Origin of the sequence: Jannaschia sp. R86511, assembly GCF_042466345.1 — a bacterium.
Classification (GTDB): Bacteria; Actinomycetota; Actinomycetes; order Actinomycetales; family JBBAYJ01; genus Aquipuribacter.
In genome coordinates this window covers 2,196,563-2,217,574 of sequence record NZ_JAXHCD010000001.1, presented here as the reverse complement: position 1 = coordinate 2,217,574, position 21,012 = coordinate 2,196,563, and the positions used below count along the sequence as shown (strand labels likewise).

The following is a 21,012-nucleotide window of genomic DNA, read 5'->3' as shown; positions in this document are numbered from 1 at the left end:
GGCCGGTCAGCCGGCGGCGCGCTCGGCCATGTCGACGACGTTGGCCAGCAGCATGGCCCGGGTCATCGGCCCGACCCCGCCCGGCATCGGCGCGAGCCAGCCGGCGACCTCGCGGACGCCCGGGTCCACGTCGCCCACCAGCCGGGCCTTGCCGGTCTCCGGGTCGACGACCCGGGTGACGCCCACGTCGAGCACGGCGGCGCCCGGCTTGACCCACTCCGCCTTGATGGTGCCCGCGGCGCCGGCGGCCGCGACCACCACGTCGGCGCGACGGACCGCGGCGGCCAGGTCGCGGGTCCGGGTGTGGGTCAGCGTCACCGTCGCGTCGACGCCGCGGCGGGTCAGCAGCAGCCCGATCGGACGGCCGACGGTCACCCCGCGCCCGACCACGCAGACCTCCGCCCCGGACAGCGGCACGCCGTAGCGACCGAGCAGCTCGACGATGCCGCGCGGGGTGCACGGCAGCGGCGAGGTGATGTCGCCGGACACCTGCAGCACCAGCCGGCCCAGGTTGGTCGGGTGCAGCCCGTCGGCGTCGCGGTCGGGGTCGACGGCCTCCAGCACGACCTGCTGGTCGATGCCTGCGGGCAGGGGCAGCTGGACGATGTAGCCCGTGCACGCAGGGTCGGCGTTGAGCCGGGCCACCGCGGCCAGCACGTCGGCCTGCGACGCGTCGGCGGGCAGGTCCTCGCGGATGGACGTGATCCCGACCTCGGCGCAGTCGCGGTGCTTGCCCGCCACGTACGACGCCGAGCCCGGGTCCTCCCCCACCAGCAGCGTGCCCAGCCCGGGCACGACCCCGCGCTCGCGCAGCGCCGTGACGCGCTCGGTGAGCTCGACGCGGATGGTCGCCGCGGTGGCCTTGCCGTCCAGGACCTGCGCGGTCACGCGAGGGAGCCGGCGGAGAAGCTGCCGACGGAGGAGTACAGCGGGAAGCGCTCGGTGAGCACGTCCACCCGCTCGCGCAGCGCGGCCACGTCGGAGGCGGGGTCGAACGCGCCCGCGACGATGTCGGCGACCTCGGTGAACTCGGCGTCGTCGAAGCCGCGGGTCGCCAGGGCGGGGGTCCCGAGCCGCACGCCGGAGGTGACCATGGGCGGGCGCGGGTCGAACGGCACGGCGTTGCGGTTGGCCGTGATCCCGGCGTCGTGCAGCCGGTCCTCGGCCTGGCGGCCGTCCAGCTCGGAGCTGCGCAGGTCCGCGAGCACCAGGTGGACGTCCGTGCCGCCGGTGACGACGTCCACCCCGGTGGCCTTGGCGTCGTCGGCCAGCAGCCGGTCGGCCAGGATCGACGCGCCGCGCAGGGTCCGCTCCTGCTTCTCGCGGAACTCCGGGGTCATGGCCAGCCGGAACGCCACGGCCTTGGCCGCGATGACGTGCATCAGCGGGCCGCCCTGCTGGCCGGGGAACACCCCGGAGTCGATCTTCTTGGCCAGCTCCTGCTTGCACAGGATGATGCCGGCGCGCGGGCCGGTCAGGGTCTTGTGCGTCGTCGTGGTGACGACGTCGGCGTACGGCACCGGCGAGGGGTGCACGCCCGCGGCGACCAGGCCGGCGAAGTGGGCCATGTCGACCAGCAGGTACGCGCCGACCTCGTCGGCGATGGCCCGGAACGCGGCGAAGTCCAGGTGGCGGGGGTAGGCCGACCAGCCCGCGATGATCATCTTCGGTCGGCGCTCGAGGGCGACCGCACGGACCTGGTCCATGTCGATGCGGTGGTCGGTCTCGGACACGCCGTAGCTGGCCGCGTCGTAGAGCATGCCCGAGAAGTTGAGCCGCATGCCGTGGGTCAGGTGGCCGCCGTGGGCCAGGTCGAGGCCCAGGATCGTGTCGCCGGGGGTGAGCAGCTTCTGCAGCACGGCGGCGTTGGCGCTGGCGCCGGAGTGCGGCTGGACGTTGGCGTGCTCGGCACCGAACAGCTGCTTGGCCCGCTCGCGGGCCAGCTCCTCGGCGATGTCGACCTGCTCGCAGCCGCCGTAGTACCGCTTGCCGGGGTAGCCCTCGGCGTACTTGTTGGTCAGCACGCTGCCCTGGGCCTCCAGGACCGCGCGGGGCGCGAAGTTCTCGCTGGCGATCATCTCCAGCGTGCCGCGCTGGCGGTCCGCCTCGCCGTCGAGGACGGCCGCGATCTCGGGGTCCACCTCCGACAGCGGGGCGTCGGTCAGGTGGGCGCTCGTCAGGGAGGGAACAGCGGTGTCGGTCATGGGGGTCTCCACATGCGTCAGGTCGGTCCCTGGGCCCAGGCGAACGACCCAGCAGGCTGCCTACCGCTCCCCGGGGGTGACCCCCTGAACGCCAGTCACGGTGGGACGAGACTAGCAACCGGACGGCCCGGTGGCGGCCGGGACGTCCGCGTACGCTGCGACCCCGTGACCCTCCCGCCCGGCCCCGACGCCGCCCCGGCCTCCCCGACCCCGGACGCCCCGCACTACGTGCTGACGCTGTCGTGCCCGGACCGCCCCGGCATCGTCCACGCGGTGACCGGCGCGCTGCTGCGCCACCAGGCCAACGTCACGGAGTCGCAGCAGTTCGGCGACCCGGACACGCGGCTGTTCTTCCTGCGCGTGCAGTTCACCTGCCCGGCCGCGCCCGAGCGCCTCGACGCGGCCCTGCGGGGGGTGGCCGCGGAGTTCGACTTCGACTGGCAGCTGCACGCCGTCACGGACCCCACCCGCACCCTGATCATGGTCAGTCGCGCCGGGCACTGCCTCAACGACCTGCTGTTCCGCCAGCGCGCCGGTCGGCTGCCGGTCGACCCGGTCGCCGTGGTCAGCAACCACCGGGACCTGGAGGGCCTGGCCGACTTCTACGAGGTGCCCTTCCACCACGTCCCGGTCACCGCGGGCGACGCCGGGTCCAAGGCGGCGGCCGAGGACACCCTGCTGGGTCTGGTGTCCGACCTGCGGGTCGAGCTGGTCGTGCTGGCCCGCTACATGCAGGTGCTGAGCCCGCGGGTGTGCGCGGCGCTGGCGGGCCGGGCCATCAACATCCACCACTCGTTCCTGCCCAGCTTCGCGGGTGCGCGCCCCTACCACCAGGCCCACACGCGCGGCGTCAAGCTGATCGGCGCGACGGCGCACTACGTGACCGCCGACCTGGACGAGGGCCCGATCATCGAGCAGGACGTCGAGCGGGTCGACCACTCCCACGCCGTGGACGACCTGGTCGGGCTGGGCCAGGACGTCGAGTGCCGGGCCCTGGCCCGGGCCGTGCGCTGGCACGCCGAGCGCCGGGTGCTGGTGGACCGCAACCGGACCGTCGTCTTCCGCTGACCAGCGCCTCCCGACCAGCACCGCGCGCGGGCGGGTCCCGGTTCACCCCCACGGGGTGAGGCGGGCGGGCCCTCGTCACCACGACGGTCTGGCCATGACGAACAGACTCGGAGCGGAGGCCCTCGGGACCTTCTGGCTGGTCCTCGGCGGCTGCGGCACCGCGATCATCGCCGGCGCCGACGTCGGCTTCCTGGGGGTGGCGTTCGCGTTCGGCCTGGCGGTCCTGACCGCCGCGTACGCGGTCGGCCACGTGTCCGGCGGGCACTTCAACCCGGCGGTGACGGTCGGGGTCACCCTGGCGGGGCGGTTCGCCTGGAAGGACGTCCCGGCCTACGTCGGGGCCCAGCTCGTCGGGGCCACGCTCGCCGCCGCCGTCATCTTCGCGGTGGTGTCCGGCCAGGACGGCTTCGACCGTTCGACCGGCTTCGCGACCAACGGCTGGGGCGAGGCCTCACCCGGCGGCTACGGCCTGCTGGCGGCCCTGGTCGTCGAGGTCGTGCTCACGGCGGTGTTCCTGTTCGTCATCCTCGGCGCCACGGACACCCGCGCCCCCAAGGGCTTCGCCCCGATCGCGATCGGCCTGGCCCTGACCCTGGTGCACCTGATCTCCATCTCGGTGACCAACACCTCGGTCAACCCGGCCCGCTCGTTCAGCCAGGCCGTGTTCGCCGGCGGGGTGGCGCTGGAGCAGCTGTGGCTGTTCGTGCTGGCCCCGCTGCTGGGCGCGGCGATCGCGGGGCTCAGCTACGGGTTCCTGCTGGGTCGCGTGGCGGAGCCGGCTCCGCTGCGGGAGGCCCAGCAGGGCTGAGACCCAGGTGCTCGACCACCCGCCGGGCGATGGCGTCCGGCGGGTCGGCCACGTCGAACTCGGCCCCCGACTCGTCGTGCTGCAACGGTTCCAGCGTCTTCAGCTGGGACTCGAGCATCGACGGCGGCATGAAGTGCTCCCGGCTCTGCATCCGGGCCAGGATCAGGTCCGGGTCCCCCACCAGGTGCACGAAGAACGTCCCCGGGGCGTCGGCGGTGAGCATGTTGCGGTAGCTGCGCCGCAGCGACGAGCAGGTCATCACCGTCGACAGGCCCTCGGCGTGCTGCACCCCGGTCCAGTCGGCCAGGGCCTGCAGCCAGGGGGCGCGGTCCTGGTCGGTGAGCGGGTGGCCGGCGGCCATCTTCTCGACGTTGCGCCGCGGGTGCAGCGAGTCGCCCTCGAGGAACTCCCAGCCCAGCAGCCCCTCCAACTGAAGCGCGATCGTGGTCTTGCCCGTGCCCGAGACCCCCATGACCACCAGGTGGACCGGAGAGTCGGTCGCCACGCCGTGCAGCGCGTCGTCCGCCACGTCAGATCACCACCCAGACGGCGAAGGCGATGAGGAACGCGGTCGTGCCCAGCGTGGTCTCCATCACCGTCCAGGTCTTGAGGGTGGTCTTCTCGTCCATCCCGAAGAACCGGCTGACCAGCCAGAACCCCGAGTCGTTGACGTGGCTCAGCACCGTGGCCCCGGCGGCGATGGCCATGACCAGCAGCGACAGGTGCAGGTCGCTCAGGCCGTCGGTGGCCTGCACGGCGGGGGCGATCAGGCCGGCGGCCGTCGTCAGGGCCACCGTGGCCGACCCCTGGGCCACGCGCAGCGCGGTGGCGATGAGGAACGCGGCCACGATGATCGGCAGGCCCAGGTCGCTGAGGGAGTCGGCCAGGGCCGCCCCGATGCCGGACGTGCGCAGCACCCCGCCGAACATGCCGCCCGCGCCGGTGATGAGGATGATCGAGCAGATCGGCCCGAGCGAGTCGTTGAGCAGGCCCTCCACGTCGCCCCAGCTGCGGCCCTGCCGCCGGCCGAGGACGACGATGGCGACCAGCAGGGCGATGAGCAGCGCGACGGGTGTCTGGCCGATCAGCACCAGCGCCTGGGCCACCGGGGTCTCGGGGTCGACGACCCCGGCCTCGCCGAGGGTGTCGGTGACGGTGTTGAGCCCGATCAGCACCATGGGCAGCAGGAGCAGCCCGAGCACGGTGCCGAACGAGGGCAGGTCGTCCCGGGTGCTGCTGACGCCACCGGCCGGACGGGTGGCCGTGGCCACCCCGCCGCGCTCCGGCCGGGCACCGTCGCGGTCCCCCTGGGCACCACCTGCGCCGTCGTCGTCGCCGCCCCCGGCCGGTCCGCCCTCACCCGCGTCGTCGGAGCGACCCACGACCTGCGGGATCGGGATGTCGAAGCGGTGCCCGGCCCAGCGCGAGAACAGGTACACGCCTACGTACCACGACGGCACGGCCACCAGCAGTCCCACGAACAGCGTCAGGCCGATGTTGGCCTCGAGGAACGTCGCGGCGGTCACCGGGCCCGGGTGCGGCGGCACGAAGGCGTGCATGGCCGCGAAGGCGCCGGCCGAGGGCAGCGCGTACAGCAGCAGCGACCCGCCGAAGCGGCGGGCGACGGTGAGGATGATCGGCAGGAAGACGACGAGGCCGGCGTCGAAGAAGATCGGGAACCCGAAGATCAGGGACGCCACGCCGAGGGCCAGCGGGGCGCGCTTCTCGCCGAACCGCGACACCAGCGTGTCGGCCAGCACCTGCGCCCCACCGGTGACCTCGAGCAGCCGGCCGAGCATCACGCCGAAGCCGACCAGCAGCGCCACCGAGGCCAGCGTGCTCCCGAACCCGCTGGTCAGCGCCATGGGCACGTCGGCCAACGGGATCCCCGTGGCCAGCGCGGTGAGCAGGCTCACCAGCACCAGGGCGATGAACGCGTGCAGCTTGACCCGGATGACCAGGAAGAGCAGCACCGCCACGGCGACCGCGGCGATGCCCAGCAGCACCGGGGCCGAGAAGACCGGTTCGATCGGATCCATCCCCACACCGTGGTCTGCGGGGCGGGGGGAGGCAAGTTCCGCCGGGGCGGGACGGACCGGGCTAGAAGCCGCAGACCGCCAGCGCCTGGCGCAGCAGCGTGCCCTGGCCGTTGGCCATCTCGGCCTGCAGGCCGGCGTCGGCCGCCTCCTCCGGGCTCACCCAGGTCAGCTGCAGCGCGTCCTGCTGGGGGGCGCAGTCGCCCTCGACCGGCACGACGTAGGCCAGCGACACGGCGTGCTGGCGGGGGTCGTGGAACGGCGTCACCCCCGGCACGGGGAAGTACTCGGCCACGGTGAACGGCTGCGGGTGCGCCGGCAGCTTGGGCAGGGCCAGCGGGCCCAGGTCCTTCTCCAGGTGCCGCAGCAGCGCCCCGCGGACCCGCTCGTGGTGCAGCACACGTCCCGACACCAGCGCCCGGCTGATCTCGCCGGCGCCCGTGGCCCGCAGCAGCAGGCCGAAGGCGGTCACCGTGCCGGTCTCGTCCACCCGGACGGGCAGGGCGTCGACGTACAGGATGGGCATCTTGTCGCGGGCGGAGTCCAGCTCCTCGCGGCTGAGCCAGCGGCTGCCGGCCTCGGTCACGTAATCCGTCATCGTGCGGCCTCCATCGTCCGGTCCTGGTCCCGCCGACGGCCCGCCACCAGCGAGGGGGGCGGGCCGTCGGCGACGTGCGGCGGTGGTGCGGCTCAGCCGAGCTTGGCGGCGAGGTTCTCGTCGAGCGCGGCGAGGAACTCCTCGGTGCTCAGGTACGGCTGGTCCTTGCTGATGAGCAGGGCGAGGTCCTTGGTCATCTGGCCCTTCTCGACCGTCTCCACGACGACCTGCTCGAGCGCCTCGGCGAAGCCGACCACCTCGGGCGTGGAGTCCAGGCGGCCGCGGTGGGCCAGGCCCCGGGTCCAGGCGAAGATCGACGCGATCGGGTTGGTCGAGGTGGGCTTGCCCTGCTGGTGCTGGCGGTAGTGGCGCGTCACGGTGCCGTGCGCCGCCTCGGCCTCCATGGTCCGGCCGTCCGGCGTCATCAGGACGCTGGTCATCAGGCCGAGCGAGCCGAAGCCCTGCGCCACGGTGTCGGACTGCACGTCGCCGTCGTAGTTCTTGCACGCCCAGACGTAGCCGCCCTCCCACTTCATGGCCGCGGCGACCATGTCGTCGATCAGGCGGTGCTCGTAGGTCAGGCCCGCGGCGTCGAAGTCGGCCTTGAACTCACGGGTGAAGACGTCCTCGAAGATGTCCTTGAAGGCGCCGTCGTAGGCCTTGAGGATCGTGTTCTTGGTCGACATGTAGACCGGGTAGCCGCGGTTGAGGCCGTAGGCCAGCGACGCCCGGGCGAAGTCCTCGATCGACTTGTTAAAGTTGTACATCCCCATGGCGACGCCGCCGTCCTCGGGGAAGTTCACGACCTCGTGCTCGATCGGCGCGGAGCCGTCGGCCGGGGTGTAGGTCATGGTCAGCGTGCCGGCGCCGGGGACCTTGAAGTTGGTCGCCTTGTACTGGTCGCCGTGGGCGTGGCGGCCGATGATGATCGGCTTGGTCCAGCCAGGCACCAGGCGCGGGATGTTGCTGATGATGATGGGCTCGCGGAAGACGACGCCGCCCAGGATGTTGCGGATCGTGCCGTTGGGCGAGACCCACATCTTCTTGAGGCCGAACTCCTCCACCCGGGCCTCGTCCGGCGTGATGGTGGCGCACTTGACGCCGACGCCGTGCTCCTGGATCGCGTGGGCGGCGTCGACCGTGACCTGGTCGTCGGTCGCGTCGCGGCTCTCGATGCCCAGGTCGAAGTACCTGAGGTCGACGTCGAGGTAGGGGTGGATCAGGCGGTCCTTGATGAACTGCCAGATGATCCGCGTCATCTCGTCGCCGTCGAGCTCGACGACGGGCCCGTTGACCTTGATCTTCGCCATGGGTGGATTCGACTCCTCATCGGGTGGGCTGCGTGATGAGCCTAACGAACGCCGGGGCCGTCCCGAGCCGCCCGGACCCGGCGCAGCCGCTAGCGTCCAGGGGAGACTTCCGCACCGCCGCCCTGCACCCGACTCGTCGAGGAGATCGTCGTGACCACCCCCGCCAGCACCTCCCCCGTGACCGTCGCCGTGACGGGCGCCGCCGGCCAGATCGGCTACAGCCTGCTGTTCCGCATCGCCAGCGGCGCGATGCTCGGCCCCGACACCCCCGTCAAGCTCCGCCTGCTCGAGATCACCCCGGCGCTGGGGGCGGCCCAGGGCGTGGCGATGGAGCTGGACGACTGCGCGTTCCCGCTGCTGTCCGGCATCGAGATCAGCGACGACCCGAACGTGGCCTTCGACGGCGCGCAGGTGGCCCTGCTCGTCGGCTCGCGCCCCCGCACCAAGGGCATGGAGCGCGGCGACCTGCTGAGCGCCAACGGCGCCATCTTCACCGGCCAGGGCAAGGCCCTGAACGACCACGCCGCCGACGACCTCAAGGTGCTCGTCGTGGGCAACCCGGCCAACACCAACGCCCTGATCGCCATGAACAACGCCCCCGACGTGCCGCGCGAGCGCTTCACCGCCATGACGCGGCTGGACCACAACCGCGCCCTGGCCCAGCTGTCGGCCCGGACCGGCTCGCCCGTCACCGACATCCGCCACATGACCATCTGGGGCAACCACTCCGCCACGCAGTACCCCGACCTGTTCCGCGCCGAGGTGGGCGGCCGGGTCGCGGCCGAGGTCGTCGACGACCAGGCGTGGCTCGAGGGCACGTTCATCCCGACCGTGCAGAAGCGCGGCGCGGCCATCATCGAGGCCCGCGGCTCGTCGTCCGCGGCCAGCGCGGCCAGCGCCGCCGTCGACCACGTCCGCGACTGGGTGCACGGCACCCCGGCCGACGACTGGACGTCGATGGCCGTTCCCAGCGACGGCTCCTACGGCGTGCCGGACGGCCTGATCTCGTCCTTCCCGGTGACCTGCTCCGACGGGTCGTACTCGATCGTCCAGGGCCTCGAGCTCGACGAGTTCAGCCGCGGCCGGATCGACGCCAGCGTCGCCGAGCTCGCCGAGGAGCGCGACGCCGTCGCCGGCATGGGCCTGCTCGGCGCCTGAGCCACCCCGCCCGCCCGTCCCCTTACGACACAACGGCACCCTGCGTCGACCTATCCGACGCAGGGTGCCGTTGCGTCGGAACGGATGCGACGCCGTGTGCCGTTGCGTCGCAACCCGCGCCCGGGGCCGGAACCCGCGACCGCCGGACCCCGGGCCGGTGAGATCCGGCGGACGACGCCGACGCGCCGGCCCGGGCCGTCAGCCGGCCGACCTCACCTCCAGACGCGCGGTCACCGCCGGGACGCTCAGTGGGCGAAGTGGCGGACGCCGGTGAGGTACATCGTGGCGCCGGCGGCCTCGACCGCGGCGACCACCTCGGCGTCGCGGACCGACCCGCCGGGCTGCACGATCGTGCGGACCCCGGCGTCCAGCATCACCTGCACGCCGTCGGCGAACGGGAAGAACGCGTCCGAGGCCGCGACCGAGCCGCGGGCCCGTTCCTCGCCGGCCCGGGTGACCGCGAGCCGGCAGGAGTCGACCCGGTTGACCTGGCCCATCCCGATGCCGACCGAGGCACCGTCCTGGGCCAGCAGGATCGCGTTGGACTTCACGGCCCGGACCGCGCGCCAGGCGAAGACCGCGTCGGCGAGGCCGGCCTCGTCCAGGGCCTCGCCGGCGGCCAGGGTCCAGCCCGAGGGGTCGTCGCCGGCGGCGTCGACCCGGTCGACCTGCTGCACGAGCAGACCGCCGTCGATCCGGCGCCACTCCTGCCCGCTCCCGCCCGGCGCGGGCACGACGAGCAGGCGGACGTTCTTCTTGGCGGTCAGCACCGCCAGGGCGTCGTCGTCGAAGGCCGGCGCGACGACGACCTCGGTGAAGACCTCCGCCAGCTGCTCGGCCATCGCGCGGGTGACGGGCCGGTTGGCGGCCACCACACCACCGAAGGCGCTCACCGGGTCGCAGGCGTGGGCCCGGGCGTGGGCGTCGGCGATGTCGTCCACCGCGCCGGCCGAGGCCACCGCGATGCCGCACGGGTTGGCGTGCTTGATGATCGCGACGGCGGGCGCCTCGTGGTCGTGGGCGGCCCGGACGGCGGCGTCGGTGTCGACGAAGTTGTTGTACGACATGGCCTTGCCGTGCAGCTGCTGCGCCGAGGCCAGCCCGCCCGGGGCGCCGTCGACGGCGTACACCGCGGCCTGCTGGTGGGGGTTCTCGCCGTACCGCAGCCCCGCGACCAGCGTCCCGACGGTCCCGGTGAAGGCCGGGGCCACCCGCTCGGCCGGCCCCTCGTCCCCGGCGGCCCGGTCCGCAGCGACCTGGTCGGCGGCCGCGACCTGCTCGGCGAACCAGGTGGCCACGGCCACGTCGTAGGCCGCGGTGTGCGCGAAGGCGTCCGCGGCCAGCCGGGTGCGCTCGGCCAGGGTGAACCCGCCGCCGGTGACCGCGGCGACGACGTCGTCGTAGCGGGCGGGGTCGACGACCACGGCGACGCTCGGGTGGTTCTTGGCCGAGGACCGGACCATCGCGGGACCGCCGATGTCGATCTGCTCGACGACCTGGTCGGGGGCGGCGCCCGAGGCGACGGTGGCCGCGAACGGGTAGAGGTTGACCACGACCAGGTCGAAGGTGTCGATGCCCAGCTCGGCGACCTGCGCGACGTGCTCGGGCCTGCGGCTGTCGGCCAGCAGCCCGGCGTGCACACCCGGGTGCAGGGTCTTGACCCGGCCGTCCAGGCACTCGGGGAACCCGGTCACCTGCTCGACCCCCGTGACGGGGACCCCGGCGGCGGCGACGCGGGCCGCGGTGGAGCCGGTGGAGACGATCTCGACGCCGGCGGCGTGCAGCCGGGCGGCGAGGTCCTCCAGGCCGGTCTTGTCGTAGACGCTGACGAGGGCGCGACGGACGGGGCGCCGCTCGGGGCGGGCGACGGTCTCGGACGGGGAGGTCGGCTGGCTCACGGCGGCGAGCCTATCGACGCGCGGTCCCGTTCCCGTCCGCCGGCACCACGGGGGCACCGCCGGCGCCCGGCCCGCCGGCCGCCGGCCACCACGACGCGTGCCGGCCCTCGACCCGGGTGCCGTCGGCCAGCAGGCCCGCGCACACCCGCACCAGCAGGTCCCGCTCGACGACCTTGATGCGCTCGTGCAGCGTCTGCTCGTCGTCGTCGGGCCGGACGTCGACCGCCCGCTGGGCCAGCACCGGTCCGGTGTCGGTGCCCTCGTCGACCAGGTGCACCGTGCAGCCGGTGACCCGCACGCCGTAGGCCAGCGCGTCCCGCACGGCGTGGGCGCCGGGGAACGACGGCAGCAGGGCCGGGTGGGTGTTGACGATCCGCTGCGGGAACGCCGCCAGCACCGCCGGGCCCAGGATGCGCATGAACCCGGCGCTGACCACCCAGTCGGGCCGCAGGGCCAGGAGCCGTCCGGCCAGGGCCGCGTCCCACGCCGCCCGGTCGGCGTGCTCGCGCGGGGCGACGCTCAGCGCGGGGACGCCGGCCGCCGCGGCCCGCTCCAGCGCCGCGCACGGCCGGTCGGTGACCAGGCCGACCAGGTCGGCGGGCAGCGTGCCGTCGGCCACGGCGTCGGCGAGGGTGGCGAACAGGCTTCCGGTGCCCGAGGCGAGCACGACGAGACGGGGCACGCGCGCCAGGGTAGACGGGCCGGGGCCACCCCGGCCGACCGCAGGACCCCCGGCCCGGGTCTGCGACGATGCAGCCGTGGCGGACGACGGCGACAGCGGCAGCACCAGGACCACGGCGGCACTGCTCTCCCGACCGCACGTCCGGCTCGGCCTGGAGATGCTCCTGCTCGTGCTGGGGGCCGAGCTCACCCGGACGCTGCCGATGCCGTGGCGCCTGGCCGGGCTGGTGTTCTCGGTGCTCGCCCTGGTGCAGGGCGTCCGCGCCCTGCGCGCGCTGCGGGCCCACCGCCGCAGCAACCGCGACGGCCTGCCGCCCGGTCCCGGGGCGGGTGCCCTGATCGGGGTCGGGCTGGTGGTCGCGGCGGGGCTGACCGTCCTGCAGGTGGTGCTGCTCGCCGCCTACCCGCTGGTGCAGGAGCAGGAGTCCTGCCGGGAGCGGGCCCTGACCCGGACCGCGCTGGAGAGCTGCGACCAGGCCCTGTTCGACGAGCTGGAGGAGCTCGGCGGGGTCAGCGTCCCCCGGCCCTGAGCGCCCCGGCGGCCCGGCTCCCGGCCGCGCGGGCCCGCCGCAGCGGACCCTGACCCCGCCCCGCCCCGTCGCGCCGGCGCGCGATGGGACGCCCCGACGTCAGGTGCAGCGCCCCGCCGGCCAGCAGGGCCCCCACGAGCACCTCGGCCGTCACCGCCGCCACCAGCAGGAGCAGGTCCGGACCCAGCGGCCCCCACGGGCCCAGGGCGCCCCGCGCGAGCCAGGCGAGGCCGGCCGTGACGACACCGACCAGCGCGGCCACCGCCACCGCGTCCGCGAGCCGGTCGGTCAGGGTGGCGCCGCGGCTGCTCGGGTGCCGGTGCGCGTGCCAGCCCGCCAGCGCCCCGGCGAGCACGACCACGAGCGGTCCCAGGTAGGCCCACAGCGGGAACGGGCCCGGGTCGGGCAGCGCGGCCAGCAGCGGCACGGCCGGCACGTCCAGGACGGTCGACCCGGACAGCGTCACGACCCCGTCGCCCAGGCTCGTGCCCGGGCCGGCGAGGACCGCACCGGACCACACGACCGCCGTGGGCAGGTAGGCCAGCTGGCCCAGCAGGAGCAGCACCCCGCCCGCCGCGCCGGGCGCCAGGGCGCCGTGGACGCCGGCGACCGTGGGCAGGTCGAGCAGCAGCGCCACCGACAGCAGCACGGCCGCGCCCAGCAGCCAGGCGGTCAGCGCGACCCCCGCCGCCGGGAGGACCCGGCGCAGCTGCACCGCGGCCACGTGCGGCAGCCGGTCCAGCAGCGCGTCCGCGTGCACGCCCAGCACCCCGGTCACCGCCCCCAGCAGGGCCAGCGCCGCCGCACCCAGCGCGCTCGCGGTGGGGTCGGGGGTGACGACGGCCGTGTCCGTGCCCCAGGCCACGCCCCACGCGGCCCCGGCGTAGACCGCGGCGACCACCAGGCACAGCAGCAGCGAGCGCACCGGGGCGCAGCGCCGGGCCGTGCGGCGGCCGGCCCGCCACGCCAGCGCGGCGCCCAGCAGGGACAGCCCGAGCGGGGCGGCCGAGACGGTGCCGGCCACCTGCGTGGCCGGGTCGGCGGGCGACGTGGAGGCTGCGACCTCGCTGAGCACCGCCAGCTCGCCCAGGTGCCCCAGCAGCCAGACGTGGGACCCGAGCCGGACCGCCTGCGACCAGGCGGTCCCCGACGAGGCGTCCGTGGCCCAGCCGAGGACGACCAGCCCGACGGCGGCCACGAGCCCCACGGCCACGGCTCCCGACGCGTGCGAGACGGCGAGCCGGAGGTCGGCGAACGCCTGGCTCCAGGGCCCCGGCCGGGACTCGCGCACGGGCGGTCGCACCGTGCTCCGGGCCTGCGTCCCGGCCTGCGTCCCCGACCCGGTCCGCCGGGCCGCGTCCGCCCCGCGCGACCGCCCGGTGGTGCCCGGACGGGTCCTGTCGGTGCGCACGCCACTCACCGGTCCATGGTGGCGGGCGGCGACGCGGGGGCGGTCAGCGACACGCCCCACCGCCGCCCGGGTCGGTGCCCGGGCGGCGGGGGCCGGCTCAGCCGGCGGTGATGATCTCCCGCATCAGGCGCGCGGTCTCGCTGGGGGTGCGACCGACGCGGACGCCGACCGCCTCCAGCGCCTCGGCCTTGGCGGCCGCGGTGCCCGCGGAGCCGGAGACGATGGCGCCGGCGTGGCCCATCGTCTTGCCCTCGGGGGCGGTGAACCCGGCCACGTAGCCGACGACCGGCTTGGTGACGTGGTCCTTGATGTAGGCCGCCGCGCGCTCCTCGGCGTCGCCACCGATCTCGCCGATCATGACGATGGCCTTGGTGTCGGGGTCGGCCTCGAAGGCCTCGAGGCAGTCGATGTGGGTCGTGCCGATGACGGGGTCGCCGCCGATGCCCACGCAGGTGGTGAAGCCGAGGTCCCGCAGCTCGTACATCATCTGGTAGGTCAGCGTGCCGGACTTGCTGACCAGGCCGATGGGGCCGGCCTTGGTGATGTCGGCGGGGATGATGCCCGCGTTGGCCAGCCCGGGGCTGATCAGGCCGGGGCAGTTGGGGCCGACGAGCCGGGTCGTGCCGCTGTCGGCGGCCAGCTGGTAGAACTCCGCGGAGTCCTTGACCGGCACGCCCTCGGTGATGACGACGGCCAGCGGGATCTGGGCCTCGACGGCCTCGACCACGGCGCCGCGCGTGAACTTGGCGGGGACGAAGATGACGGTCGTGTCGGCTCCGGTGGCGGCCATGGCCTCACCGACGGAGTTGAACACGGGCAGCTGCACCGGAGCGCCGTCCGCGCCGGTGAACTCGACGCTCTGCCCGCCCTTGCCGGGGGTGACCCCACCGACCACGGCGGTGCCCGAGGCCAGCATCCGCTGGGTGTGCTTGCGCCCCTCGGAGCCGGTCATGCCCTGCACGACGACCTTGGAAGAACCTGTCAGGAAGATTGCCACGTCTGCTCGTGCCCTCTCAGCTAGCTGCCAGCTCGGCGGCGCGGTCGGCCGCACCGTCCATGGTGTCCACCTGCTCGACGCCCGGGAGCGCCGCCTCGGTGAGGATCTGCCGGCCCAGCTCGGCGTTGTTGCCGTCGAGGCGGACGACGAGGGGCTTGGTGACGGCCTCACCGCGCGAGGACAGCAGCTCGAAGGCGCTGACGATGCCGTTGGCGACCGCGTCGCAGGAGGTGATGCCGCCGAACACGTTGACGAACACGCTGTCGACCTGGGCGTCGGAGATGATGATCTCCAGGCCGTTGGCCATGACCTCGGCCGAGGCGCCGCCGCCGATGTCGAGGAAGTTGGCGGGCTTGACCCCACCGTGCTTCTCGCCCGCCTGCGCGACCACGTCGAGGGTGCTCATGACCAGGCCGGCGCCGTTGCCGATGATGCCCACCGAGCCGTCGAGCTTGACGTAGTTCAGGCCCTTGGACTTGGCGGCCTGCTCCAGCGGGTCCTCCGCGGAGGAGTCCACGAGGTCGGCGTGGGAGGACTGCCGGAACCCGGCGTTCTCGTCCAGGGTCACCTTGCCGTCCAGGGCGACCACGTCGCCGGCCCCCGTGGACACCAGCGGGTTGACCTCGACCAGGGTGGCGTCCTCGGCGGTGAACACGGTCCACAGCTTCTCGAGCACGCCGGCGACCTTGTCGGCCAGGTCACCGGTGAACCCGCCCGCGGCGGCGATCTCGGCGGCCTTGGCCGCGTCGACCCCGGTGAGCGCGTCGACGGGCACCCGCGCCAGCGCCTCGGGCCGCTCGACGGCGAGCGTCTCGATCTCGACGCCGCCCTCCTTGCTGGCCATCGCCAGGTAGGTGCGGTTGGAGCGGTCGAGCAGGAAGGAGACGTAGTACTCCTCGGCGATGTCCGCGCCCTGCGCGATCATCACGCGGTGCACGGTGTGGCCCTTGATGTCCATGCCCAGGATGGCGCGGGCGTGGGCCTCGGCCTCGTCGGCGGTCTTCGCGACCTTGACGCCGCCGGCCTTGCCGCGACCGCCGACCTTGACCTGCGCCTTGACGACCACGACGCCGCCGATGCGCTCGGCCGCGGCCCGCGCCTCCTCGGGGGTCGTGGCGACCTCGCCGGCGAGCACGGGGACGCCGTGCTTCTCGAACATGTCGCGCGCCTGGTACTCGTACAGGTCCACGTCTGGTTCACGTCCTCTGGGGTGGGTGACGTCGGGAGGCGGTCCGGGCGCGTCGTAGCGCCGTTACCGCGCGTGGCAACCCTATCGCCGGATGCGACAGCCACCGCGCGCGCCGGGGAGACGGTGCTCACACCCGCGGGCACCGCGGCTGGGGAGGGGGTGCGGGGCGGGCTAGTCTCGAGGCGTGGACGACGTGGCAGAGACGGCACGCGACCAGGCACCCACGCCGGGCCGGTCAGCGGCACCCCAGCAGGACGAGCAGCGCCCCCCGGTCCGCGTGGTGATCGCCAAGCCGGGCCTGGACGGGCACGACCGCGGCGCCAAGGTGGTGGCCCGGGCGCTGCGCGACGCCGGGGTCGAGGTCGTCTACACCGGGCTGCACCAGACCCCCGAGCAGATCGTGGCCGCCGTCGTCCAGGAGGACGCCGACGCCGTGGGCATGTCCGTGCTGTCAGGGGCGCACATGACGCTGTTCCCCAAGGTCATCGCCCTGCTCGCGGAGGCCGGTGCCGACGACGTCGTCGTGTTCGGCGGCGGGATCATCCCCGAGGACGACATCCCGCTGCTCAAGGACGCCGGGGTCGCCATGGTGTTCACGCCCGGCACGACGATGGCCAGCATCGTCGACTGGGTCCGAGCCAACGTCTGAGGCGTGGAGCCGGCCGCACACCCGCCTCAGGCGCCCCGCCTCAGCCGGCCGGTGCGCGGCGCAGCAGCCGCCACGGCCGGGCGACGAGCACGAAGACGACCGGGACCACCAGCAGGGCCCAGCCGCCCAGTCCCGTCGCCACCGTCAGGGAGTCCGCGTCCTCCCGGGCGCTGACCTCGTTGCCCAGCAGGACGCCCTGCCCGCCGCCCGCGGACAGCAGCCCGTCGACGTACACGAACGACAGCAGCAGCTGGACCAGCAGGACCAGGGTGAAGGCCACCACGGCGGCCATCGCGCCCCGCTCCCAGCCCGGCCTGCCGTCGTCGAAGGCGGCCTCGCGGGCCAGCTCGCGCAGGCCACCGAGGCGGTGCACGGCCGCCGCCACCCCGCCGGCGGAGCCCGCGGCGTCGCGCAGGTTGGCGGCGAGCTCCTGCCGCATCGCCCGGCCCGTACGACCGGGGACGGCGTACCAGGTCTGCCACCCGTCGAGCCGCAGCACCGCCCACCAGATCCGCGCCCGGTCGCGGCCGCCGGGCCGCCGTCCGGCCTCGTCGGCGCCCCGGTCCAGGCCCGTGGTCCCGTCGATCCCTGCAGCGTCCATGTCAGCCTCCCCTGGTGGGGACCGGCGCCCTGCCGGCCCCCTCGTCCGCGCCCACCGGCACGTCGGTCCGGCGGGCGGTGGCCCGGACCGCGGCCCCGACGGCCTCCCACGACTGCTCGAGCCGCGTCGCCTCCTCCAGCCCCGCGACGGACGGCGAGTAGTACCGCCGCCCGGGCCCCCGGCCCTCGCGCACCATGCGCGGGACCAGCAGCCCCCGGGCCTCGAGCCGGGCCAGCGCCGGGTAGACGCTCCCCTCGGCCGCGTCCGGCAGGCCGGCGGCGCGCAGCCGCTGGACCAGCGAGTAGCCGTAGTCCTCCTGCTCGGCGACGAGTCGCAGCAGGAGCAGGGCGAGGACGCCCTTGAGCATCTGCGGCTCCACCGTCGGCATGCCCAGGACCGTACGAGCCTCTACTTTGCTATGTCAAGTACTCGACGTCGACCAGTGCAGCGCCTCAGAGCTTCTCCACCGGGGCGTAGCGCAGCAGCAGCCGCTTCTCCCCCAGCCCCCGGAAGTCGATCGTGGCCACCGCCTTGTCGCCCTCGCCCGACACCGTCACCACCGAGCCGAGCCCGAACGAGTCGTGGCTGACCCGGTCTCCCGGCTCGAGCCGGACCACGGCGCGGTTGCCCGTGCTGCGCACCCCGGGCCGCATGGCCAGCGCGGCCATCGCCGGCGTCAGCGCGCGCCCGGTGCTGTAGGCCTCCGAGCCGGACCGCATGCCCATGCCGGCCGCGTCGACCGCCGAGGCGTCGCGCTTCCAGGTGACGAGCTCCTTCGGCACCTCGTCGAGGAACCGGCTGGCCGGGAAGTACTGCGGCTGGCCCCAGGCGCTGCGCACGCCCGCCCGGGACAGGTAGAGCCGCTCGCGGGCCCGGGTGATGCCGACGTAGGCCAGCCGCCGCTCCTCGGCGATGCCGACCGGGTCGTCCAGGGACCGCATGTGCGGGAACGTGCCGTCCTCCATGCCGGTGAGGAACACGACGGGGAACTCCAGGCCCTTGGCCGTGTGCAGCGTCATCAGCGTGACCTGACCGGCGTCGGCGGGCCCCATCGGCTCATCGTCCTCGCCCTCGGGCCGGTCCGGGATGGCGTCGGAGTCCGCCACCAGCGACGTGCGTTCCAGGAACTCGGCCAGGCTGCCGTCGGGGTTGGCCACGTCGTACTCCTGCGCCACGCCCAGCAGCTCGGACAGGTTGTCCAGGCGGCCCTCGTCCTGCGGGTCGGCGCTGCCGCGCAGCTCGGCCAGGTAGCCGGAACGGTCCAGCACCGCGGCCAGCACGGCCTCGACGCTGGCGCCGGACTCCACGACCGTGCGCAGCTCGTCCATCATCTCGGTGAACGCCTTGACGGCGTTGAACGAGCGGGCGGCCAGGCCCGGCACGTCGTCCAGCTGGGCCAGGGCCGCGCCGAAGCTGATCCGGCGCCCGTCGGCGTGGCCCGCGACCAGGGCCTCGGCCCGGTCGCCGATGCCGCGCTTGGGCACGTTCATGATCCGACGCAGGTTGACCGAGTCGTCGGGGTTGGCCAGGGCCCGCAGGTAGGCCATGGCGTCCTTGATCTCGCGCCGCTCGTAGAACCGGGTGCCACCCACCACGACGTAGGGCACCCCGGTGCGGACGAGCACCTCCTCCATGGCCCGCGACTGGTTGTTGGTCCGGTAGAAGACCGCGACGTCGCCGTAGGACAGGCCGTGCTCGTCGCGCAGCCGGTCGATCTCCTCGACCACGAACGCGGCCTCGTCGTGCTCGGAGTCCGCGACGTAGCCGACGATCTTCTCGCCCACCCCGGCCGCGGTCCACAGCCGCTTCTCCTTGCGGTTGGGGTTGCGGGCGATGACGGCGTTGGCGGCGTCCAGGACGGTCTGGGTCGAGCGGTAGTTCTGCTCCAGCAGGACCACGTGGGCGTCGGGGTAGTCCGCCTCGAACTCCTCGATGTTGCGGATGGTGGCGCCGCGGAAGGCGTAGACGGACTGGTCCGCGTCACCGACCACCGTCAGCTCGCTCGGACCCACCGGCGGCGCCGAGCCGCTCGGCCCCGACGGCCGGGACGCCTCGGCCTCGGCCAGCTCCTGGTCCGTGCCCGGCAGCTCCTTGTCGTAGCCGCCCACGAGCTCCCGCACCAGCGTGTACTGGGCGTGGTTGGTGTCCTGGTACTCGTCGACGAGCACGTGCCGGAACCGGCGGCGGTAGTGCTCGGCCACCTCGGGGAAGGTCTGGAACAGACGGACGACCTGCATGATCAGGTCGTCGAAGTCCAGCGCGTGCGCCTCGCGCAGCCGTCGGGTGTAACCGCGGTAGACGTCGAGCAGCACCTGCTCGTCGGTGGTGCCGTCGGCCACCGTGGCGGCGTAGTCGTCGGGGTCGAGCAGGTCGTTCTTGAGGGTGGAGATGCGCGAGGCCAGGGCCCGGGCCGGGTACTTCTTGGGGTCCAGGTCCAGGTCGCGGACCGTGATCCCGACCAGGCGCTGGGAGTCCGCGGCGTCGTAGATCGAGAACTGCGAGCGCAGGCCCAGCCGCTTGGCCTCGTAGCGCAGGATGCGCACCGCGGCGGAGTGGAACGTGGAGACCCACATCGAGGCGGCCCGCGGCCCGACCAGCGCCTCGACCCGCTCGCGCATCTCGGCGGCGGCCTTGTTGGTGAACGTGATGGCCAGCACCTCGCCGGGACGGACGCCGCGCGCGGCCAGCAGGTGCGCGATCCGGTACGTCAGCACCCGGGTCTTGCCCGAGCCCGCCCCCGCCACCACCAGCAGCGGCGAGCCGGCGTGGGTGACCGCCTCGCGCTGGGCGGGGTTGAGGTCGGCGAGCAGGGCGTCCAGGTCGGCCACCCCGCCGGCGGCGGGGTGGCGCTGCCGCACCGCGCCGAGGACGGGCACCTGGGGGAGGTCGTCGAAGAGGGTGCTCATGCTCGTCCGATCCTACGGCGGCCGGGGCCCCGGCCACGCCTCGCCCACAGGCCGACCGGGGCGGGTCGTGCGGGTGCCGCGGTCCGCACCTACGCTGACGCAGCCCGTGGAACCGTCGACACCGCGACCACCCCAGGAGACACCGCCGTGCCCAGACCCGACACCGAGATCGAGCGCGCCCTGGCCGTGGCCGCGCACCCGGACGACATCGACTTCGGCTGCGCGGGGACGGTCGCGGCCTGGGTCGACGCCGGCGTCGAGGTCACGTACCTGCTCGTCACCCGCGGCGACCAGGGTGGCTTCGACGACACGCCCCGGGAGCAGATGGCGGCGCTGCGCGAGGCGGAGCAGCGGGCCGCGGCCGCGGCCGTGGGCGTCAGCGACGTCCGCTTCCTCGACGGCTACCGCGACGGCTGGGTCGAGCCCACCCGTGAGCTGGAGCGCGACATCGCCCGCGTGATCCGCCAGGTGCGGCCGCAGCGGATGATCATCCAGAGCCCGGAGCGCAACTACCAGCGCCTGCCCGCCTCGCACTCCGACCACCTGGCCGCCGGCGAGGCCGCGATCCGCGCGATCTACCCCACGGCCCGCAACCCGTTCGCGTGGCCGGAGATGCTGGCCGACGAGGGGCTGGAGCCGTGGGTCGTCACGGAGGTGTTCATCGCCGGGCACCCGGGGGCCGACCACGCCGTCGACGTCACCGACACGTTCGAGCGCAAGCTGGCCGCGCTGCGCGAGCACCGCAGCCAGACCACGCACATGGCCGACCGGCTGGAGCCGCTGCTGCGGGACTGGGGCACGCGGAACGCGGTCCTGGCCGGGCTGGACGTCGGTCGTCTGGCCGAGACCTACCTGGTGTCCGAGCTCGGCTGAGCCCGGCTGGGCCCGGCTGGGCCCGACTGGGCCCGACTGGGCCCGGCTGGGCCGACCCACCGCCCGCGACCACCGATCAGTTCCGCCCGGTCCGG

20 protein-coding genes and 1 riboswitch are annotated in these 21,012 nt (G+C 74.2%); of the genes, 6 read left to right on the top strand and 14 right to left on the bottom strand.

Going from position 1 to position 21,012, the window contains the following annotated elements:
- Positions 1-6: 6 nt before the first annotated feature.
- Entirely contained in the window at positions 7-888 is an 882-nt protein-coding gene (locus tag SJY06_RS10495) for a bifunctional methylenetetrahydrofolate dehydrogenase/methenyltetrahydrofolate cyclohydrolase (protein WP_380167292.1), read from the bottom strand.
- The gene (glyA, locus tag SJY06_RS10490) at positions 885-2,204 is read right to left on the bottom strand and encodes a serine hydroxymethyltransferase (RefSeq protein WP_380167290.1); all 1,320 of its coding nucleotides are present in this window, start codon (positions 2,202-2,204) and stop codon (positions 885-887) included. Before glyA ends, SJY06_RS10495 begins: the two co-directional genes overlap by 4 nt.
- A 26-nt stretch (positions 2,205-2,230) precedes the next feature.
- Positions 2,231-2,313, bottom strand: a riboswitch (ZMP/ZTP riboswitch).
- 56 nt (positions 2,314-2,369) lie between these two features.
- On the opposite strand from glyA, the gene purU reads away from it, so the two are divergent.
- Together purU and aqpZ are read left to right on the top strand one after the other, a co-directional pair.
- The gene (purU, locus tag SJY06_RS10485; RefSeq protein WP_380167288.1) at positions 2,370-3,272 is read left to right on the top strand and encodes a formyltetrahydrofolate deformylase; all 903 of its coding nucleotides are present in this window, start codon (positions 2,370-2,372) and stop codon (positions 3,270-3,272) included.
- Between the two features lie 94 nt (positions 3,273-3,366).
- Positions 3,367-4,080 carry an aquaporin Z gene (aqpZ, locus tag SJY06_RS10480; protein ID WP_380167286.1) on the top strand — a complete coding sequence of 238 codons (714 nt, stop codon included), beginning with the start codon at positions 3,367-3,369 and terminating at the stop codon, positions 4,078-4,080.
- Here aqpZ and SJY06_RS10475 read toward each other — a convergent pair.
- From SJY06_RS10475 to SJY06_RS10460, 4 genes are all read right to left on the bottom strand, one after another.
- Positions 4,013-4,609, bottom strand: coding sequence for a gluconokinase (locus SJY06_RS10475; RefSeq protein WP_380167284.1), 597 nt, complete (start codon positions 4,607-4,609; stop codon positions 4,013-4,015). The genes aqpZ and SJY06_RS10475 overlap by 68 nt on opposite strands.
- A 1-nt stretch (position 4,610) precedes the next feature.
- On the bottom strand, positions 4,611-6,119 hold the full coding sequence (locus tag SJY06_RS10470) for a GntP family permease (protein WP_380167282.1): 1,509 nt from the start codon (positions 6,117-6,119) through the stop codon (positions 4,611-4,613).
- 61 nt (positions 6,120-6,180) lie between these two features.
- Positions 6,181-6,714, bottom strand: coding sequence for an NUDIX hydrolase family protein (locus tag SJY06_RS10465; protein ID WP_380167280.1), 534 nt, complete (start codon positions 6,712-6,714; stop codon positions 6,181-6,183).
- 92 nt (positions 6,715-6,806) lie between these two features.
- Positions 6,807-8,024, bottom strand: a complete 1,218-nt coding sequence (locus SJY06_RS10460) for an NADP-dependent isocitrate dehydrogenase (protein WP_380167278.1) — start codon at positions 8,022-8,024, stop codon at positions 6,807-6,809.
- A 150-nt stretch (positions 8,025-8,174) separates the two neighbouring features.
- Here SJY06_RS10460 and SJY06_RS10455 point away from each other — a divergent pair, with 150 nt between their 5' ends.
- Entirely contained in the window at positions 8,175-9,182 is a 1,008-nt protein-coding gene (locus SJY06_RS10455; protein ID WP_380167276.1) for a malate dehydrogenase, read from the top strand.
- A 245-nt stretch (positions 9,183-9,427) separates the two neighbouring features.
- On the opposite strand, the gene purH is transcribed toward SJY06_RS10455, so the two are convergent.
- Both purH and purN read right to left on the bottom strand, forming a co-directional pair.
- Positions 9,428-11,080, bottom strand: coding sequence for a bifunctional phosphoribosylaminoimidazolecarboxamide formyltransferase/IMP cyclohydrolase (purH, locus tag SJY06_RS10450; protein WP_380167274.1), 1,653 nt, complete (start codon positions 11,078-11,080; stop codon positions 9,428-9,430).
- Positions 11,081-11,090: 10 nt separating this feature from the next.
- A complete protein-coding gene (gene purN, locus SJY06_RS10445) occupies positions 11,091-11,762 on the bottom strand; it encodes a phosphoribosylglycinamide formyltransferase (protein WP_380167272.1) in 672 nt (223 codons plus the stop codon).
- Between the two features lie 76 nt (positions 11,763-11,838).
- Between purN and SJY06_RS10440 the strand changes: the two genes are divergently transcribed.
- Complete coding sequence (locus SJY06_RS10440) at positions 11,839-12,291, top strand: hypothetical protein (RefSeq protein ID WP_380167270.1); 453 nt, start codon at positions 11,839-11,841, stop codon at positions 12,289-12,291.
- Here the strand turns inward: SJY06_RS10440 and SJY06_RS10435 are convergent.
- From SJY06_RS10435 to sucC, 3 genes are all read right to left on the bottom strand, one after another.
- Entirely contained in the window at positions 12,272-13,711 is a 1,440-nt protein-coding gene (locus tag SJY06_RS10435) for a DUF6350 family protein (protein WP_380167268.1), read from the bottom strand. The genes SJY06_RS10440 and SJY06_RS10435 overlap by 20 nt on opposite strands.
- An 88-nt stretch (positions 13,712-13,799) precedes the next feature.
- A complete protein-coding gene (sucD, locus tag SJY06_RS10430; RefSeq protein WP_380167266.1) occupies positions 13,800-14,699 on the bottom strand; it encodes a succinate--CoA ligase subunit alpha in 900 nt (299 codons plus the stop codon).
- A gap of 16 nt (positions 14,700-14,715) precedes the next feature.
- Positions 14,716-15,888 carry an ADP-forming succinate--CoA ligase subunit beta gene (gene sucC, locus SJY06_RS10425; RefSeq protein WP_380167264.1) on the bottom strand — a complete coding sequence of 391 codons (1,173 nt, stop codon included), beginning with the start codon at positions 15,886-15,888 and terminating at the stop codon, positions 14,716-14,718.
- A 184-nt stretch (positions 15,889-16,072) separates the two neighbouring features.
- Here sucC and SJY06_RS10420 point away from each other — a divergent pair, with 184 nt between their 5' ends.
- The gene (locus SJY06_RS10420; RefSeq protein ID WP_380167262.1) at positions 16,073-16,537 is read left to right on the top strand and encodes a cobalamin B12-binding domain-containing protein; all 465 of its coding nucleotides are present in this window, start codon (positions 16,073-16,075) and stop codon (positions 16,535-16,537) included.
- A gap of 40 nt (positions 16,538-16,577) precedes the next feature.
- On the opposite strand, the gene SJY06_RS10415 is transcribed toward SJY06_RS10420, so the two are convergent.
- From SJY06_RS10415 to pcrA, 3 genes are all read right to left on the bottom strand, one after another.
- Positions 16,578-17,138, bottom strand: a complete 561-nt coding sequence (locus SJY06_RS10415; RefSeq protein WP_380167260.1) for a hypothetical protein — start codon at positions 17,136-17,138, stop codon at positions 16,578-16,580.
- Between the two features lies 1 nt (position 17,139).
- A complete protein-coding gene (locus SJY06_RS10410) occupies positions 17,140-17,526 on the bottom strand; it encodes a PadR family transcriptional regulator (RefSeq protein ID WP_380167258.1) in 387 nt (128 codons plus the stop codon).
- Positions 17,527-17,590: 64 nt separating this feature from the next.
- Complete coding sequence (gene pcrA / locus SJY06_RS10405; RefSeq protein WP_380167256.1) at positions 17,591-20,044, bottom strand: DNA helicase PcrA; 2,454 nt, start codon at positions 20,042-20,044, stop codon at positions 17,591-17,593.
- 147 nt (positions 20,045-20,191) lie between these two features.
- Here pcrA and SJY06_RS10400 point away from each other — a divergent pair, with 147 nt between their 5' ends.
- Positions 20,192-20,917 carry a PIG-L deacetylase family protein gene (locus tag SJY06_RS10400; RefSeq protein ID WP_380167254.1) on the top strand — a complete coding sequence of 242 codons (726 nt, stop codon included), beginning with the start codon at positions 20,192-20,194 and terminating at the stop codon, positions 20,915-20,917.
- The last annotated feature ends 95 nt before the right edge of the window (positions 20,918-21,012 follow it).